The organism is Pseudomonas fluorescens (assembly GCF_902497855.1).
GTDB classification, from domain to species: Bacteria; Pseudomonadota; Gammaproteobacteria; order Pseudomonadales; family Pseudomonadaceae; genus Aquipseudomonas; species Aquipseudomonas fluorescens_BI.
In genome coordinates this window covers 1-16,882 of record NZ_CABVHU010000020.1, presented here as the reverse complement: position 1 = coordinate 16,882, position 16,882 = coordinate 1, and the positions used below count along the sequence as shown (strand labels likewise).

The window sequence follows — 16,882 nt, the reverse complement described above, 5'->3', positions numbered from 1 at the left end:
CCAAGGCCAGGCTATTTGACTGCAGCCATGTATCCCGGATGTATCCGGATCGAGGGGCATTTGTACGCCAGCATCCGTACGGGGGGGCCGGATACACAGCGATACACATGTCCCGCTCTTTTTATCCTGGCGGCCTGGAAGTGCCTGAATAAATCATGGGGCCCTTGTTCGCCAACGCGCCCTGGCAGCCAATGCCCTCTACGCGCGCCTGGCGGAATTTGCGGAGGGTGACTAGCTGTTTCTCGAAGCGCCGGAGAATAACGGGGGCGTAGTAGTATGGATCTGGTGACATAATCGCAGACTGTTTATAACAGGGCCGTATAAATGACAGTCGAAAGCTATGACCAACTCGCGATCTTCTCCGCCGTGGCCCAAGAGCGCAGTTTCACCCGTGCCGCCGCCAGGCTCGGCATGTCTCAACCGGCCTTGAGCCGCGCGATGCGTCAGTTGGAGGAGCGACTGGGGGTCAGGTTGCTTGCTCGCACCACTCGAAGCGTCTCCCCCACCGAAGCCGGCGAGCATTTGCTGCGGGTGATCGCCCCCCGGTTCGAAGAAATCGACAGTGAGCTGGCGTTGCTCAGCAAATTCCGCGACAAACCGGCCGGCAAATTGCGCATCACCGCGGGTGAGCATTCGGCGATCACGCTGTTGCATCCGGTGCTGGCGAAACTGCTGCCCGATAATCCCGACCTGGATATCGAAATCATCGTCGACTATGGCCTTACCGACATCGTGGCGGAGGGTTTCGACGCTGGCGTACGGCTGGGTCAGCAAGTGGCCAAGGACATGATCGCGATGCGCATCGGCCCGGACATGCGGATGGCGGTGGTGGGTTCCCCGGCGTATTTCACCCGATATCCCAGGCCGGTCATCCCCAGTGACCTCATGCTGCACAACTGCATCACCCTGCGCATGCCGACTTACGGCGGCCTGTTCCTCTGGGAGTTCGAAAAAGACGGGCAAGAACTGAAAGTGCGGGTCGAAGGCCAGCTGGTATTCAATAACATCGCCATGCGCCTGGAGGCGGCCCTCCAGGGACTGGGGCTGGCCTATATGCCGGAAGACCTGGTGTTGGAGCATGTCGCGCAGGGTCGGCTGATTCACGTACTCAAGGACTGGTGCGAACCCTTCTCTGGCTACCACCTCTATTATCCGAGCCGGCGCCAGAGTTCACCGGCCTTCACCTTGCTGCGCGAAGCCCTGCGCTATTTGGGTTGATTAGCCTGGACACTGTCCAGCGCTTCACCGGCACGCCTGGCCGCAGCGGCATCACCTTGGTCAGCCAGCAGTTGAACCAGCTGACGCAACTGCGCAACCGTCAGGCCGACCCGCAGGCTGGCAGCCATGTGCGAGCGCAGTTGCGGCTCGACACCGGGAGTGACGGCTAAAGCAGCGACGGTGGCCAGTTCACGACTTTGCCAGTCCAGGTTATCGCGCTCGAAGATGTCGCCGAACAGATGCGCCTGCAAGTACTGGTTGATGACGGGAACGAAGTCGAACAACGGGCCTTGGACAGGCGCACCGGCGATTCGCGTCTGATTGGCTTTGCCCGCCACCAGCAGTTCATCGCCGACGGGAATGACCCGGCCGGGCTCGCGCCCCGGATCGTCCTGAACGCCGCGTTGCTTGCGTGCCTCGACCACGTTCATCAGCTCGCCGAGTGCATTGAGACTGCGTGGAAAACCGCTATAGGCGTAGAGTTGCACCAGAATTTCCTTCGCCTCGCTGACCGTCAGGCCCGCATCCAGCCCTTGATTCAATGCGGTATTGAGCCCGGACATATTGCTCGTGGCCATGGCGGCGGCCATCAACGGGATGGCCTGTTGCTTGGTGGACAGCGTCTCCGACACCGGTTGGGCCGTAGACCCGTCTTTCGGTGCCACCGACACCCGGGCGCTGTATTGCTCGTCGGTCACTTTCTCCAGCCATTGCACACTCTTGCCATCCACCGCGCCAGTCACGGCCAGGTGCGTCATGGCGCTCGTCGGAGCGGCGCCATGCCAGTGCTTGACGCCCGGAGGGCAGACGATGACGTCGCCCGGGCGGATTTCCTGCATCGGCTTGCCCCATTCCTGGACCAGTCCCAGACCGGAAGTCACCACCAACCGCTGTCCTGCGGGGTGGGTATGCCAGGCCGAGCGTGCGCCCGGCTCGAAGCTGACATAAGCGCCGGAAGCATTGATCTCGTTCGTGGCGGGAAACAAGGGATCGACGCGTACCCGCCCGGTGAAATAGTCCGTAGATCCCGCAAACGCAGCCTGAGTGCCCGCCCGGCTGATCTGCTGCTCGGTCCGGCGGGGCTCACTGGCTTTGTCTGCACCGACAGCGTCGGCAAAAGGGGCCGCGGCGCACACCGCGATGCCTATCAAGGTATTCTTCATGAGGACGTATTCCTTCAAGTCAGAGCGTTCTGGCGTAAAACGCGGTCAGCTGGTCCATTGCGACGTCCACATACGCAGGCACCCAGTAGGTGTCGATATGGGTAGCGCCATCAATGGTGAACAATTTTTTGTCCTGGGTACCGGTGGCCTTGGCAAAGGCTTGTTGCGACATGTACAGGCTGTCGGCCTTGCTGCCCGCGATCATCAGCAACGGCTTGTCGATCAGCGCGATCTGATCCGTGGCATCGAAGCTCATCAGGTCCATCAGGCTGCTCTGGGTGTAACGGAAAGTCGAGTTGGGGTGAGCGTGGGTCTTGCCGTAGTACTCGAAGCCCTGTCGGTACAGATCAAACGGCAGCTTGGCGATCTGTTCATCAGTCAGCTTGGCATCACCGACGTAGAGGACTTCTCCACCCGACGCTTCCCGGGCGCGGGCCGCCGACGCCTGCTGCAAGCGTTGCTGAATCGTCGACAGCTGCGAATCCTGGTAGCCATTGCGGCGAACCAGCCCGGAGTTGAACATGCTCAAGGTCGCAATCGACTGGAAGCGCTTGTCGGTTTGCGCCGCCGCCAATGAATAACCGCCACCGCCACAGATACCCAGCAAGCCCAGACGCTTGCTGTCGGCACCGGGATAGCTGGCAATGAAGTCAGCCATGCCATGGATGTCTTCAATGCGATGTGCCGGTTTGTCCACATTGCGCGGTTCACCGCCACTGGCCCCTTGATACGCCGCATCTGCGGTGATCGTGATGTAGCCCTGATCCGCCAGACGCTGGGCATACAGGCCCGCGACCTGTTCCTTCACCCCACCATTGGGGTGCGCCACGACGACGACCGGGTATTTTTTCGTCGCATCATAGTTCGCCGGTGTGTAAACGTTGGCGGCAATGTCCAGGCCATCAAGTGTGTAGGTGGCCGGATGGATGTTGACCTTGCCCGGTTCGTTCTTCGTCAGCGCGCCACCGTAGGTCAACGTGAATGGATTCTGCTTGTAGTCCGCAGCCTCGGCTTCGACGCCCGACATCCCGATCATGGCCGCCATCAACGTGGCCTTCAGCGTGGTTCGCATCATAGGAATACTCCTGACATTTAAAGTGTGTGAGAGGGGTGGCCGCTATCGCCGCGCTCCTGGTCAATCCAGATGTTTTTCAGCGAGAAACTGCGAAACCAGATCAGCGATCTCGACGTTGTTCATGTCCGAAAAAGGAAAGTGGCTATTGCCCTTGATACCGATCTGCGGCAGGTGAACGAGCCTGACGTCACCGCCATGGCGATTCACCGTATCGCGCCACAGGCGCGCCATCTCGAGCCGCGCGCGCCAACTGTCCTGGGCCGGTTGGCGAACCGGTTGGTCGGGGATGTTGTCGCCGTAGAAAATAACGATGGGGATTCGGGTCAGTGCTTTGAACTGCTCCAGCGCCGCCTGCCCACGTGGAAACCGGCTGCCCTCGAAGCTCTCGGGCCACAGGCCGATGCGGAATTGGTTGAACCACAGCTGTTCGTCCGGCACCGGTTTGATCGTCGTTTCAACCAGGCTGCGTCCCGCATCGCCACGGCGCGGCTGGTCGATCAGGTACGTGGAGAATCCTCGCCGCAGGAAAATGTTCTGGAATCCTTCACGGCCGTCGGCCGTTGTCTCCCATGCAGCAGCGGGCACGCATTGGCGGATGAAACGCTGAATCATGGCTTGCTCTCGATTTGATGTCGCTGAGAAGCAAATTACCTTTCAACGATTAATCGATAAACCGCGCCAATCACATAGCACTAATACCAGATTCACATAAGTTGGAATAAAACGAATAGCTCGCCCACCCTCCCCTATAGCTTTATAGATCGTGAAAATTCCCCGGCACTGATCAACTTGATCTGAAACTCTGAAACTGCATTCCCTACCAGCTTCTTCGATACACAAATAATTCACATAGACAGGTCATCATGACCAGGATCGTCACCAGCACGGTGCATGTCGACATTTGATGCCTGCTAATAGCGCATTTTAACTACCTTTTTCCGATGCCCTGAATGAGGCCCTGAACCTATGACTCCCAAACGAGCATAACTGCCCAGAGCCTGAGGTCTCGGGCACCGATTTTGCTTAAGCAGTCATGGACGCCTGATTGAACAGAGAGATGGGATCGTTATGTATAAAATGAGTACAGCCTATGCCCGCGTGCTGGTGAACACACTGTCGGAGCAAGGATTGGATGCCGAACGCCTGTGCCAGGAGGCTGGGCTTGATATGAAGCTCACAGCGATACCGGGATCCTTCTGCGAACGAAGCACTCTCTACCGCCTATGGGAGCTGGCAGCCCAGGCCTGCGACGATCCGAACATTGGTTTGAAGTCCGCCAAAAACTTTCATCCGGACATTTTTCAGCTCGTCGGCTATACCATGATGTCCAGTTCGACCCTGAAACAGGCATTCGAACGACTGGTTCATTTCAGCCCATTGATCGGAACGGGTTTCACCCTGTTTGTTGTTCAGGAACAGCAGCATTACCGCCTGGTTACGATCGATCACCATCAGCGCGGCTCGATCAAGCCCCGCCAGTACACCGATGCCAGCCTTGGGACACTGCTGGGTGCCTATCGCTGGCTGAGCAGCGGCACATCGCTGAGACCGCTGAGTGTGGAATTCAGCTACCCCCAACCGCAAGACATCCACGAGCATCAACAGCTGTTTGGCTGTGAGCTGCATTTCGGGGCGGCCTATGACAGCATCCTGTTCGATGGTGAGGAGCTGCTGCGTCCGTTGAGCACCGCCAACGAAGGGTTGGCCAAGCTCCATTACAGCTATGCCAATGCTCAGCTCGATCTGTTGAATGATTCCACCATGGTCTGCATGACGCGTGCACTGATCACCAAACGCCTGAGTCTGGAACAAAGCCAGGTACGGTGTGATATGGAATCGATTGCGGCCGCGCTGAGCATCAGCAAGCGAACACTGCAACGGGCACTGGAAAGAGCAGGTACGCAGTTCACGGATATCCTGAACTATGTGCGTCAGCAGTTAGCCGACTTCTATCTGCGTCATTCCCATTTCAATGTGCAGCATGTGACTCACCTGCTCGGCTTTCATGACCACAGCAGTTTCCACAAGGCGTGCCTGCGCTGGTTCGGCATGACGCCTGGTGAGTATCGAGTGATTCAATCAAATTTGCGCCAACCGTACACCTTGGGCCTGGATGTGCGGAAGGTAAAACAGTGACGCGTTCCGTGGTGCTTGGCAGCGCCTTCGGCCTCGGCCCCTCTACATTGCCTACGCCTTGGCGGCACCCGCGGGTGGCGGCTGCCAATCGTTACCAGGCATGATTCGTTTCATATACTGATCGAACATCGGTACGGTGAATGCGGTATCACCGTGGTTTGGGCTCCAGATCATGCCTTTGGTAATAAGGCTACTGCGTATTGGCCCCAGCGACTGACTTGTCCGGCCAAGCCGTCCGGCGATATCGCCAGACCGATGAGGACCTGCACCCAGATCGGCCATCGCTCTTAAAAATATTTTTTCAGCGACCGTCATCCGGTCAAAACGAACCCGAAAAAAACTTTCATCCAGAGCGGCTATCGCCAGTGGCGAGGCCTCCCGAACGTCTTCAACGGTGATGCGGTCGTTGTTCGCTACATCCCAGGAACTCTTGCCCCATTCTTGAATGAAGTACGGGTAGCCTTGTGTCATCGTGACCACCAGATCGGCTGCGTCCGGATCGACAATCACGCCCTCGTCCTCAGACGGCTTTACGAACGCCACTTGGGCCGCGGCCGGCTCTAACGGACCAATCTCCGGATAATCGAACAATCGCTCAGCGTATGACTTTGCGTTCCCAGCGCGACCACGGAGCTGCGGTAGGCCCGCACCCACAATTGTCACTGGAAGGCTCAATTGAGATACGCGATGGAGCGCAGTAATCAGAGCGGCTAATTCCTCCTCGACGACGTACTGAAGTTCGTCGATGAAGATGACTAATGCGGTCTCGGCACCGCGGGCCGCTTCACCCACCTGAGTCAGCAACGTGGTTAGATCGCCTTCGAGATCGCCGTTGTCGGCCAGTCCTGCTTCAGGCTCGTAATCGAAGCCAACTTCAATGTCCGAATAGGTCACCTTCAGAGACCGGGCAAACCCTGTGAGTGCTCTGAGTGCCCGTATGGCCTTATCTTTGGCGGCCTCCACTCTACTGATGCGAAGCAACGCGGAACGCAGCTGCGGAGCCAGCAACGAAGGCAAAGAACGTCCTTCCGGGGCCTCCGCATATACGGTATAGATACCGGCAGTTTCTGCATCGATGAGCATTCGATTCAACAAGACGGTCTTGCCTACACCTCGTAGGCCGACCATCACGATACTTTTTGACGGACGCCCAACCCGCAGGCGCTCGATGGAAATGCGTAGCTTCTCGCGGATAACGTCACGCCCGGCAAGCTCGGGGGGACGAGTACCGGCACCAGGAGCGTAAGGATTGCGGATGGCATCCATTAATTCTACTCAAATTAGGTAGTTTATCTAAATTCGATAATATGCCTATATTTCGATAGATTCAACTCGGTCTCCCCCTCTGCAGCCCCCTCAGTCGCGACCTGTCCTATCCGCTTGACTGGGGGCGTCGAACCCTCCATCCACGGCCAGAATGCGGCGAAGCAAGCCATGCGCCTCGCGGTATGATGGTTCCTCACGACAGTCAGGTGCGGAGTTATCGATGAACCGGAGCATTTTATATGCGCTGGCCGCCGCCGCGTTATTTGGTGCGAGCACACCGCTTGCCAAGCTCCTTGGTCTCGACGTCTCCCCTGTATTACTCGCAGGCCTTCTGTACTTGGGAAGTGGCCTGGGCCTGACCATCGTCCGCTTTGTGCGTGACCATGGCTGGAAAACGGTGGGCCTCGCGTCGTCTGAATGGCCCTGGCTTATCGGCGCCATCGCGTTCGGGGGAGTCCTCGGGCCCGTCGCGCTGATGTTTGGATTAACCAGGACGTCCGGCGCAACCGCTTCTCTGATGCTTAACCTGGAAGCAGTGCTTACCGCGTTGTTGGCTTGGGTCGTATTCAAGGAGAACGCTGACCGGCGCATTGTGGGGGGGATGGTAGCGATCATTGCCGGAGGTGTCGTCCTGGCATGGCCTCAAGAAACCACCCAGGCTCATGACTGGCTGGGGCCGTTGGCGGTCTCGCTGGCCTGTTTGTGCTGGGCCATCGATAACAACCTGACACGCAAGATGTCAGCATCCGACGCGCTCTTTTTGGCAGGTTTCAAAGGCTTGGTAGCTGGGGTGGTCAACTGTTCATTGGCGTTGCTTTTGGGCGCCAGGTTTCCTGATTTCCCGGTGCTTGCCCCAACGCTAGTACTTGGTTTTCTGGGGTATGGTGTCAGCTTGGTACTCTTTGTCCTTGCTCTGCGAGGCCTCGGTTCAGCACGTACAGGGGCCTATTTCTCGACGGCGCCGTTCCTGGGGGCGGCGATCGCAATCCTGGCTCTGGGCGAGCCTGTGGCATTGTCGTTCTGGGCCGCCGCCGTATTGATGGGAGTGGGGGTTTGGCTTCACCTTACCGAAAGCCACGCGCATGAGCACCAGCACTTACCGCTGACGCATGAACATCGCCACGTTCATGATGAGCACCACCAGCACGAACATTCGTTTGAGTGGAGTGGGACAGGCGCACACAGCCATGTTCATGAACATGCGCAGATCCGGCACAGCCATCCACACTTTCCGGATATCCATCACAGGCATACACATTAGCCAGCCCCCCACTCACTGGCTTGATTAAAAGACTGTGGGGGCATGCTTCTTCTTCCTTTGTGGGTCACGAGTCAATCCTGGTGCGTGCCCCTTTGTGCCACTGTCTCCTTTCCATCCCCCCCGGATAGCAGGTGAATCCCGTTACGTTGTAGGCAAAGTCCGAGAACTGCGCAGGAAGGTGCATTAGCTGCACGTCTGCCTCATGCATGCCGGTTCAAGCCCTAGGCAAGTGCTTTCCAGCCCAGTTGATTGCGAGCCTCTTGCAGGTCGGACTGCATGTCGTGATCCCACAGCCATTCGAAACGCTCCGCGAGGGTTTTACCCAGCATCAGCTCGTTGTCGGCGACAACAGGATCGCGCATTTCATACAGTTCGCCGGCTTCCCAGGATGTGCGCTGCACACGACAGGCCCGTGGCCGGCGGATGGCGTCATAGGCCTCCAGCACAGCCTGTGGCCGGCTCGCCAGCACTTGCGGGTCAGCCAGCAAACGGGCCAGGAGCCAGGCGTCTTCCAGGCCCTGTCCTGCGCCGGCCCCCTGATGTGGCAACATCGCGTGGGCCGCATCGCCGATCAGCCCTACGCGGCCGTGTACGTAACCTGGCAGCTCTTCGAGCTCATGCAGCGCCCAAAGGGTGGGTGACGCAATGCATTCGAGCAGCACACGCGCGGCATCACCCCAGTCGGTGAAGGCAGCCAGCATCTCTTCCTGGGTGGCATTGCGAACCCATGGGGAATCACTCGGCCAGGTCGGGTCAGGCCGACTGCGGTCGGAAGTGAAGGCCACTACGTTGATCAGTCGACCTTGTTTGATCGGGAATGTGAGGATGTGGGCATCACGTCCCAAGTACATCTGCGGCACGTCGACCAGGTGCTCATCGACACCCCGGGCCCGGTAGGTCGCACGCAACTGTTGACTGTCGATCATCCCGCGGTAGGCACAGGTACCGCTGAAGCGGGGTGCCGCCAGGGGGTGGCCCAGGCCTTGAAGAACATGATCACGAATCGAAGACTTGATGCCGTCAGCAGCGATCAGCAGATCGCAACGATGTTCGCTGCCATCGGTGAACACCACGCGGGCCTGTTGGTCATCCTGCTCGACGCTAACCGCGCGCTTGCCGAATTGTGCGATGCCCTCCGGCAGTTGGCTGGCCAACGCGTCGAGAAAATCCGCACGGTGCACCGAAGACTGCCCTACCCCTTCGGCCAGGCTGGCGCCAAGGTAGCCGGCATCCTCGCCACGGCGCCATTCGAACCAGATATCCTGCCATGGATCAAGCGTGCGGTCGGCGATCTGCCGATAGGGTTCGGCAATGCCCAGACCGGCGATGGCGCGAACGGCATTGGCGCCGAAGGAGACACCTGCGCCGACCTCGCCAAAGGCCGATGCCGCTTCGAACAACTGCACGCTGAGATGGGAGTGGCGGCACAGATCCAGGGCCAGGGCAACGCCGGCGATACCACCGCCGACAATACCGATGTGCAAGGTAGAGTGAGAAGAATGCATAGCAAGGTACCCATGTGGCTGTTTGTTATTGGAGTTACTGATCATCGCCAGCTGAGTGCTATTGATAAATACCGCAACTCCAATACATAGCATCATCAATGTGAATATTGGCTGGAAGCTGAGCCCTGACGGCTCGATGCGTTTTGGATCAGAAAGACCAGAATGGCTATGGCCCCGACCAATCCCGGAATGGCGAAGATGAGGAAGCTGGCCTGTAACGGCAGCGAAGAGGCATGCAAGGCGCCGCCCAGCAACGGACCAATGATTGCACCGGTGCGACCCACGCCCATCGCCCAACCGAGGCCGGTAGCCCGTATCTGCGGCGGGTAATACTGGACGGTACAGGCGTTGGCCAGGATTTGCGTGCCTATGGTGCACGCACCGGCGACGGCAATGAGCAAATAGAGCACGGGCAATGGCGCCTTGAGCGCAAGCAGACTCAGGGCCAACGCCCCGCAGCAGAAGAAGACGAACAAGACCTTGCCAATGCCGATTCGATCGCCCAGCCAACCGCCGGCTACCGCGCCGATGATCGCACCCAGGTTCAGCGCCACCAGAAACGCCAGGCTCGAGTTCAATCCGTACCCTGCGGCGCTCATGAGTTTTGGCAACCAGGAGCTCAGTGCATAGACCATCAGCAGGCAACAGAAAAACGCCAGCCAGAGCATGAAGGTGCTCAACTTGCGTCCCTCCCGGAATAGCTGTGAAATCGACACGTTCGAGCCTTTGGCGGCGATGCGGTTCAACTGGTCGTTTGCGCCTGGCACATAACCCGGTACGGCCTGCGACAATAGCGACTGAGCCTTGCTCGTCTGCCCGGTGCGCAGGAGGAAATCCATCGACTCGGGCAACTGGCGTATCAGAAATGGCAATGCCAACAGCGGAATCAAGGCCACATAGAACACCGCTTGCCAGCCCCACAGGGGGATCAGCACCATCCCCAGGCCGGCAGACAACATCCCCCCTAACGAGTAGCCACTGAACATGAGGGCAACCAGGGTACTGCGCGACCGCTTGGGTGCGTACTCGTTCATCAACGCGACAACGTTCGGCATGACCCCGCCGATACCCAGGCCGGCCACAAACCGGCACAGCGCAAACGTCTCCGGGCTCTGCGCCAGGCCGTTGAGCGCTGTAACCCCGCTGAACAGGGTGACGCAAATCATGATGGTTTTACGTCGGCCTATCCGGTCGGACAATGATCCGAAAAACAGCGCACCCAACATCATGCCCACCAGCGCACAGCTACCCAAGGCTCCAGCTTGCAATGAGCTCAGGCCCCACTCGGCCATCAGTGAGGGCAACACAACGCCATAGATGACCAGGTCATAGCCGTCGAAGATGATAATCAGCGCGCACCAGAACAGTACGCGCGCGTGGAAGGCATTGAAACGTGCCCCGTCAATCAGGGCTGATACATCGATCGTACGCATGGCATCGCTCTTTTTGTCATTGTTATAGAGCCGCAGGTTCGCAGGCCTGCGGAGGTTGCACGGTGCCCAACGGGCTGATCGGTGTACGTGTCGTTCTTGCGTGACGTAAACCGTTCAGGATCTGGGCATTGCAGCGATCATGGCCAAGGCGTCAAGCGTGATAAATGCAGTGATCCACATACCTGTTATTTCGAGTGTGAATACAGCTCAGGCACGAGCAAAAGCCGCGCAGCCGTTGCGATGGACGCGACGCTATGGCAGTTGATAGGCTTGCGGCTCTTGCAGCGGCCCTTTCAGAGCGGTGCAGACCCAACGTCGGGCAATGGGTTTATTGCCCTGGCATGAGCCAACCTGCACGAGGCGTTATGGAATTACGGGAGCTGGATCTCAATCTTCTTTTGGTATTCAACCAACTGCTGATCGACCGAAGGGTCTCGACTGCGGCGGATAATCTTGAACTGACCCAGCCAGCGGTGAGCAACGCGCTCAAGCGGTTGCGCACCACCTTGAACGACGAGCTTTTCGTGCGCACCTACCAGGGAATGGAACCCACCCCCTATGCCCGGCAACTGGCCGAGCCGGTTGCGCTAGCCATTCAGACGTTACGCGATGCGCTCAGTCGACAGGACACGTTTGACCCGCTCAATTGCAATCGCAGATTCACCATGGCGATGACGGACATTGGTGAAATCTACTTCATGCCGCGGCTGATGGATGCCCTGGCTGAACGCGCTCCGGGTTGCTCGATCAGTACGCTGCGCACAACACCGATTCCCTGGCCGAAGGTCTGCAGAACGGCGCGATCGATCTTGCGGTCGGGTTGCTTCCTCACCTGCAGGCGGGCTTTTTTCAACAGCGCCTGTTCCATCATCGCTACGTCTGCCTGTGCCGTAAGGGCCATCCAGCCACCCGGGAACCGCTGACGCTCGAGCGCTTTTGCAGCTATGACCACGTTCGTGTTGTAGCGGCGAACACCGGACACGGCGTCGTTGATACCTTCCTCGCACGTGAAGGCATCGAGCGAAACATACGGTTGGAGGTGCCGCATTTCGTCGCGATAGGCCACATACTTCAACGCACGGATCTGCTGGCGACAGTGCCCGAACGATTCGCCCTCAGTTGTGAACAACCCTTCGGACTCGCTGTACTTGCGCCGCCCATGGAGTTGCCGAACATCGAGATCAATCTGTTCTGGCACACGCGATACAACAAGGACCCGGCCAATCGTTGGTTGCGTCAGCTGATGTTTGAGTTGTTCTCCGATTGAATGGACCCCATTCAAGCGGCTCGACGGGCTGAATATTCGACATCATCAAACTTTCCCTCCCAACCGCCTCTACCACCTTCACGCCAGCACCAAGCCCCCGGATGATCAGGACTCCTAACCTTTCACATCAAGGAGCCAGACATGCTGGATCAACAGTCCCGGGAAATTGTAAGCCGCGCGATAGCGCTGGCGAACGAGCAAGGTTTCGCAATCTGCATCAGCGTGGTCGATGAATCGGGCCTGCTTCGGGCCTTCCTGCGGATGGATGACGCCATACCCGGCGCAATAGAGGTCGCGATCAAGAAAGCCCGCACCGCGGCGCTGTTTCGTACCGACAGCGCTGAAATTGGTGCGCGGGCTCAGCCAGGCGGTGATATTTACAGCCTGGAGGGCACCAATGGCGGGCTGATCAGCTTCGGCGGCGGCATTGTCCTGCGCGACGCCCACGGCAAGGTCATAGGTGGACTGGGGATCTCGGGTGCGACGGTCGAGACGGACCAGGACATTGCCCTGCGAGCCGGTCGCCCCTGAGTCCACTGAAGCGATAGTCATCTTCGGTACAAGAATTCACCAAGGATTGCAGGTGGCCAATGCCAGTGCGTTGGCCACCATCAACTTCAAACCGTTATCTACTTGAGGAGTAACTCATGCAGCCGTCTACAAAAACAAAACTCGGCCGAGTGAACCTGGATGTGACCCGATTTGCCTTTGGAACCTCCCCCGTCGGCAACCTGTTTCGTCCCACCGACGAAGCCACCTCCGATGCCATGTTCCAGCGCGCCTGGGAGGGTGGAGTCCGCCTCTTCGACACAGCCCCCATGTATGGACACGGTCTGGCCGAACTGCGCACGGGACATTCATTGCGCTGGAAGAATCGCGATGAGTTCGTGATCTCCTCCAAGGTCGGACGCGTTCTCAAGGCCAAGCCGCGTTCGCAAATCGACTTCAGTCCCTGGAGCAACGCGGCCCCGAACGAAATGACCTTCGACTACAGCTATGACGGCACCATGCGCTCGTTCGAAGACTCTCTGCAGAGATTGGCGCTGGAGCGGATAGACATTTGCTTCATCCACGACATCGACGTGTTTACGCGTGGATCGGAGCAACCCGAGGTCTTCAAGCAAGCCATGGACGGCGCCTGGCGCGCCCTTTCACAGTTGCGCGACGAAGGGGTGGTCAAGGCCATTGGTGTTGGGGTCAACGAATGGCAAGTCTGCCATGAAGCCCTGAAACAGCGGGATTTCGACTGCTTTCTGCTGGCCGGTCGCTACACGCTGCTTGAGCAGGACTCACTCGATGAGTTCTTGCCCCTGTGCGAGGAACGGGGTGCCGCCGTTCTGATCGGAGGCGGATTCAATTCAGGCATATTGGCCACTGGCGCCATCGAGGGCGCCCGATATAACTATGCCCCGGCTCCTGCCCCGATCCTGGAGCGGGTTCGTGCAATCGAAGGGGTATGCAAAGCGTATGGCGTGCCTCTACCGGCCGCCGCCATGCAATTTGTGGTGGCTCACCCGGCTATTCCTTCATTCGTCGCCGGTACCCGGACGCCGGAACAACTGGAGAAGAATCTTGAATGGTTCAGTCACCCGATTCCCGTCGAGTTCTGGGCGGAACTCAAGCATAAAGGGTTACTGAGGGAAGACGCGCCGACCCCGCACTGATGACTGAAAAAAGCCACGACCTGGTGTCGTGGCTTTAATGCATGGGGCCTTGAGCCTTGCACCGCCCTTGAAGACGCCTTCGCCAGCAAGCCGGCTCCTACAGGGGTTCGGCATTGAGCACAATCCATCGGTACACATCTGATCATGTAGGAGCTGGCTTGCCAGCGAAGGCGGCCTTGAGCCTTGCACCGCCCTTGAAGACGCCTTCGCCAGCAAGCCGGCTCCTACAGGGGTTCGGCATTGAGCACAATCCATGGGTACACATCTGATTATGTAGGAGCTGGCTTGCCAGCGAAGGCGGCCTTGAGCCTTGCACCGCCCTTGAAGACGCCTTCGCCAGCAAGCCGGCTCCTACAGGGGTTCGGCATTGAGCACAATCCATCGGTACACATCTGATCATGTAGGAGCTGGCTTGCCAGCGAAGGCGGCCTTGAGCCTTGCACCGCCCTTGAAGACGCCTTCGCCAGCAAGCCGGCTCCTACAGGGGTTCGGCATTGAGCACAATCCATGGGTACACATCTGATTATGTAGGAGCTGGCTTGCCAGCGAAGGCGGCCTTGAGCCTTGCACCGCCCTTGAAGACGCCTTCGCCAGCAAGCCGGCTCCTACAGGGGTTCGGCATTGAGCACAATCCATCGGTACACATCTGATCATGTAGGAGCTGGCTTGCCAGCGAAGGCGGCCTTGAGCCTTGCACCGCCCTTGAAGACGCCTTCGCCAGCAAGCCGGCTCCTGCAGCGAAGGCGATGGGGCTAAAAACTGCTCTGGATTTTCACCCCCGCCACCCAGGCATTATCCACCTCGCTGACGCCTCCCGGATGGCGTACGTACTGGACATTGGGACGAATGATCAACCACTTCGTCGCATGCACGCCATAGTACAACTCGGCGTCATACTCGTTGCCTTGCACCGGCTGATAGGCGGGGTTGTCATAGTCCGTCTGGTTGTTGGCCTGGTTGAGGGCTTTTTGATTGTTGCGATAACGCGAGTTGGTGCTGACCCGCGCCACACCCAATCCGAGGTCGTCCTGGGGACGGGCATCGAACAGACCTTTGTAGGTCAAGCCGGCCTGAATAAAATGCCCGACCTGACTGGTTTCCCGATCCTGCACCGTGACGTTGGCGAACAGCGACAAACCCCGTGCGGGATCACCGTCATGCGTGGTGACCTGCTGCTGCGCGACCAGCCAGTAACCATATTTGCTGTCGCGTGAGACCAGGTCGCTGGAAACATCACCAGGCACTTCACGGCTTTCAACGTCGGCAGCATCGGCTGTGCTGTAATAGGCGCCAACCCGATACTCGCCAGGTAGCGAGTTCACAGTCGGCGTCCAGAGCAGCTCGATCGGCAGGATCAAACCCTCACCGCCACTCAAGTTCAGTTTGAAGCCATTGTTGTCCTCCAGCAGCGACGGGTTGTGTTCGTAAGCGCCCACTTGCACGAACACTTGCGGTGCCAGTTCATATTTGACTCGCCCGGCCCACTGCGAAATCGGCCAGTTGAACCAGATTCCGCTACCCGCCCAGTTGCCCATTTGCGAGCCGCACAACGCCAGGTTCTGGAAGTCGCAGGGAAAGCTGTTGAAATCCTCGCCTTCGCCGAAACGCCCGAATTTGACGTTGAGTTTCTGGTCGAGGTACGACTGGCTGATCCACATTTGCGTCAACCGCCACGTCTGCCCTCTTCCCCAGACTTCCTGGGTCGAGGAATACATCGGCGCACGCAGGTCGCTGATGCGGTCATTGGTGATGTTACGACCTTCCCGTTCGGTGATGGCCAACTTGAAGGTCGCGTCGTGCCAACCGAAAATCTTCTCCAGGTCCAGTTTCGCGCCCAAGGTGAACTGCCCACTCCAGCGTGCCGTTCGATCCTGGTCATAACCGCCGCGGGCGTTGTAACCCAGCTCCCCGACATAATCGAGGGTGAAGTCATAACCCTTCTGCAAAAGTTCGCTGCGTGTGCCCCCCCAATCACCTGTCATACCCGCTGCATCGGGGTCGAAAGGCCCGGCGGCGATGGCCTGGCCAGACATTGAGAACGCTGAGCCGGTAGCGATAAAACCTGTAATCAGGGCGCAGGAAAGCCTCCCGCGCGAATGAGCGTTATACATTTTGTGGCGACCTCTGTTGTTATTGATATGAGTCTTGAGCGCACAACCCTTCGATCACGGCACGTTTGAAAACATGCCGCGTCGATTCACTGACAACGTTTAAATCATTGTTTAACTAATGTTCCTTCATCGCTTACAACGAAGACTGAAGTTGCGGCAATGCCTCGAACAAGTCGGCCACCAGGCCATAATCGGCCACCTGGAAGATCGGCGCTTCTTCGTCCTTGTTGATTGCCACGATCACTTTGGAGTCTTTCATGCCGGCCAGGTGCTGGATCGCGCCGGAGATACCGACCGCGATGTACAGCTGGGGCGCGACGATCTTGCCGGTCTGACCGACCTGCATGTCGTTGGGGACGAAACCTGCGTCGACCGCGGCGCGGGAAGCGCCGACGGCTGCGCCCAGCTTGTCGGCCAGGGCGTACAGGTGTTTGAAGTTGTCGCCGTTCTGCAGGCCGCGACCGCCGGAAACGACGATCCTGGCGGCGGTCAGTTCCGGACGATCGGACTTGGCCAGCGTCTCAAAGACGAAGCTGGAAATGCCAGCGTCGTGGGCAGCCGCAACGGCTTCGACCGATGCCGAACCACCAACAGCAGCCACCGGGTCGAAACCGGTGGCGCGCACGGTGATGACTTTCACCGCAGCGCTGGACTGAACGGTAGCAATGGCGTTACCGGCGTAGATCGGGCGCTTGAAGGTATCGGCGCTTTCTACCGAGATGATCTCGGAGATCTGGTCAACGTCCAGCTGGGCGGCAACGCGCGGCAGGATGTTTTTGCCGT

The 16,882-nt window shown here is 58.5% G+C and carries 12 protein-coding genes and 2 pseudogenes; 6 read left to right on the top strand and 8 right to left on the bottom strand.

Annotation, left to right across the window (positions count from 1 at the left end; all coding sequences use genetic code 11):
• Positions 1-324 precede the first annotated feature (324 nt).
• Positions 325-1,218: a LysR family transcriptional regulator gene (locus tag F8N96_RS29280; RefSeq protein WP_150800751.1), complete on the top strand. Its 894-nt coding sequence runs from the start codon at positions 325-327 to the stop codon at positions 1,216-1,218.
• Here the strand turns inward: F8N96_RS29280 and F8N96_RS29275 are convergent.
• The 3 genes and pseudogenes from F8N96_RS29275 to F8N96_RS29265 form a co-directional block, all read right to left on the bottom strand.
• The gene (locus tag F8N96_RS29275) at positions 1,206-2,381 is read right to left on the bottom strand and encodes a cupin domain-containing carboxymuconolactone decarboxylase family protein (RefSeq protein ID WP_150800750.1); all 1,176 of its coding nucleotides are present in this window, start codon (positions 2,379-2,381) and stop codon (positions 1,206-1,208) included. The two genes, F8N96_RS29280 and F8N96_RS29275, sit on opposite strands and share 13 nt — an antisense overlap.
• A gap of 19 nt (positions 2,382-2,400) precedes the next feature.
• Positions 2,401-3,456 (bottom strand): alpha/beta hydrolase, encoded by a 1,056-nt coding sequence (locus tag F8N96_RS29270; protein ID WP_150800749.1) that lies wholly within the window; start codon positions 3,454-3,456, stop codon positions 2,401-2,403.
• 60 nt (positions 3,457-3,516) lie between these two features.
• Positions 3,517-4,035 (bottom strand): annotated as a pseudogene (locus F8N96_RS29265) (alpha/beta hydrolase); the annotation flags it as partial.
• Positions 4,036-4,524: 489 nt separating this feature from the next.
• On the opposite strand from F8N96_RS29265, the gene F8N96_RS29260 reads away from it, so the two are divergent.
• A complete protein-coding gene (locus F8N96_RS29260; RefSeq protein WP_150800748.1) occupies positions 4,525-5,592 on the top strand; it encodes an AraC family transcriptional regulator in 1,068 nt (355 codons plus the stop codon).
• A 51-nt stretch (positions 5,593-5,643) separates the two neighbouring features.
• On the opposite strand, the gene F8N96_RS29255 is transcribed toward F8N96_RS29260, so the two are convergent.
• Positions 5,644-6,858 carry an ATP-binding protein gene (locus F8N96_RS29255; protein ID WP_150800747.1) on the bottom strand — a complete coding sequence of 405 codons (1,215 nt, stop codon included), beginning with the start codon at positions 6,856-6,858 and terminating at the stop codon, positions 5,644-5,646.
• Between the two features lie 220 nt (positions 6,859-7,078).
• On the opposite strand from F8N96_RS29255, the gene F8N96_RS29250 reads away from it, so the two are divergent.
• Positions 7,079-8,119, top strand: coding sequence for a DMT family transporter (locus tag F8N96_RS29250; RefSeq protein WP_150800746.1), 1,041 nt, complete (start codon positions 7,079-7,081; stop codon positions 8,117-8,119).
• Between the two features lie 221 nt (positions 8,120-8,340).
• Here F8N96_RS29250 and salA read toward each other — a convergent pair whose 3' ends face one another.
• Positions 8,341-9,624, bottom strand: a complete 1,284-nt coding sequence (salA, locus tag F8N96_RS29245; RefSeq protein WP_150800745.1) for a salicylate 1-monooxygenase — start codon at positions 9,622-9,624, stop codon at positions 8,341-8,343.
• A 95-nt stretch (positions 9,625-9,719) separates the two neighbouring features.
• Entirely contained in the window at positions 9,720-11,057 is a 1,338-nt protein-coding gene (locus F8N96_RS29240) for an MFS transporter (RefSeq protein WP_150800744.1), read from the bottom strand.
• A 365-nt stretch (positions 11,058-11,422) separates the two neighbouring features.
• Between F8N96_RS29240 and F8N96_RS29235 the strand changes: the two are divergent.
• The 3 genes and pseudogenes from F8N96_RS29235 (at position 11,423) to F8N96_RS29225 (ending at position 13,988) form a co-directional block, all read left to right on the top strand.
• A pseudogene (locus tag F8N96_RS29235) lies at positions 11,423-12,324 on the top strand (LysR family transcriptional regulator).
• 141 nt (positions 12,325-12,465) lie between these two features.
• Positions 12,466-12,855: a GlcG/HbpS family heme-binding protein gene (locus F8N96_RS29230; protein WP_150800743.1), complete on the top strand. Its 390-nt coding sequence runs from the start codon at positions 12,466-12,468 to the stop codon at positions 12,853-12,855.
• A 116-nt stretch (positions 12,856-12,971) separates the two neighbouring features.
• Positions 12,972-13,988 carry an aldo/keto reductase gene (locus tag F8N96_RS29225; protein ID WP_150800742.1) on the top strand — a complete coding sequence of 339 codons (1,017 nt, stop codon included), beginning with the start codon at positions 12,972-12,974 and terminating at the stop codon, positions 13,986-13,988.
• A 752-nt stretch (positions 13,989-14,740) separates the two neighbouring features.
• Here F8N96_RS29225 and F8N96_RS29200 read toward each other — a convergent pair.
• Both F8N96_RS29200 and F8N96_RS29195 read right to left on the bottom strand, forming a co-directional pair.
• Entirely contained in the window at positions 14,741-16,021 is a 1,281-nt protein-coding gene (locus F8N96_RS29200) for a carbohydrate porin (protein ID WP_191635389.1), read from the bottom strand.
• Between the two features lie 211 nt (positions 16,022-16,232).
• Positions 16,233-16,882, bottom strand: a 650-nt coding sequence (locus F8N96_RS29195) for an electron transfer flavoprotein subunit alpha/FixB family protein (protein ID WP_150800740.1), incomplete at its 5' end; no start/stop codon positions are given.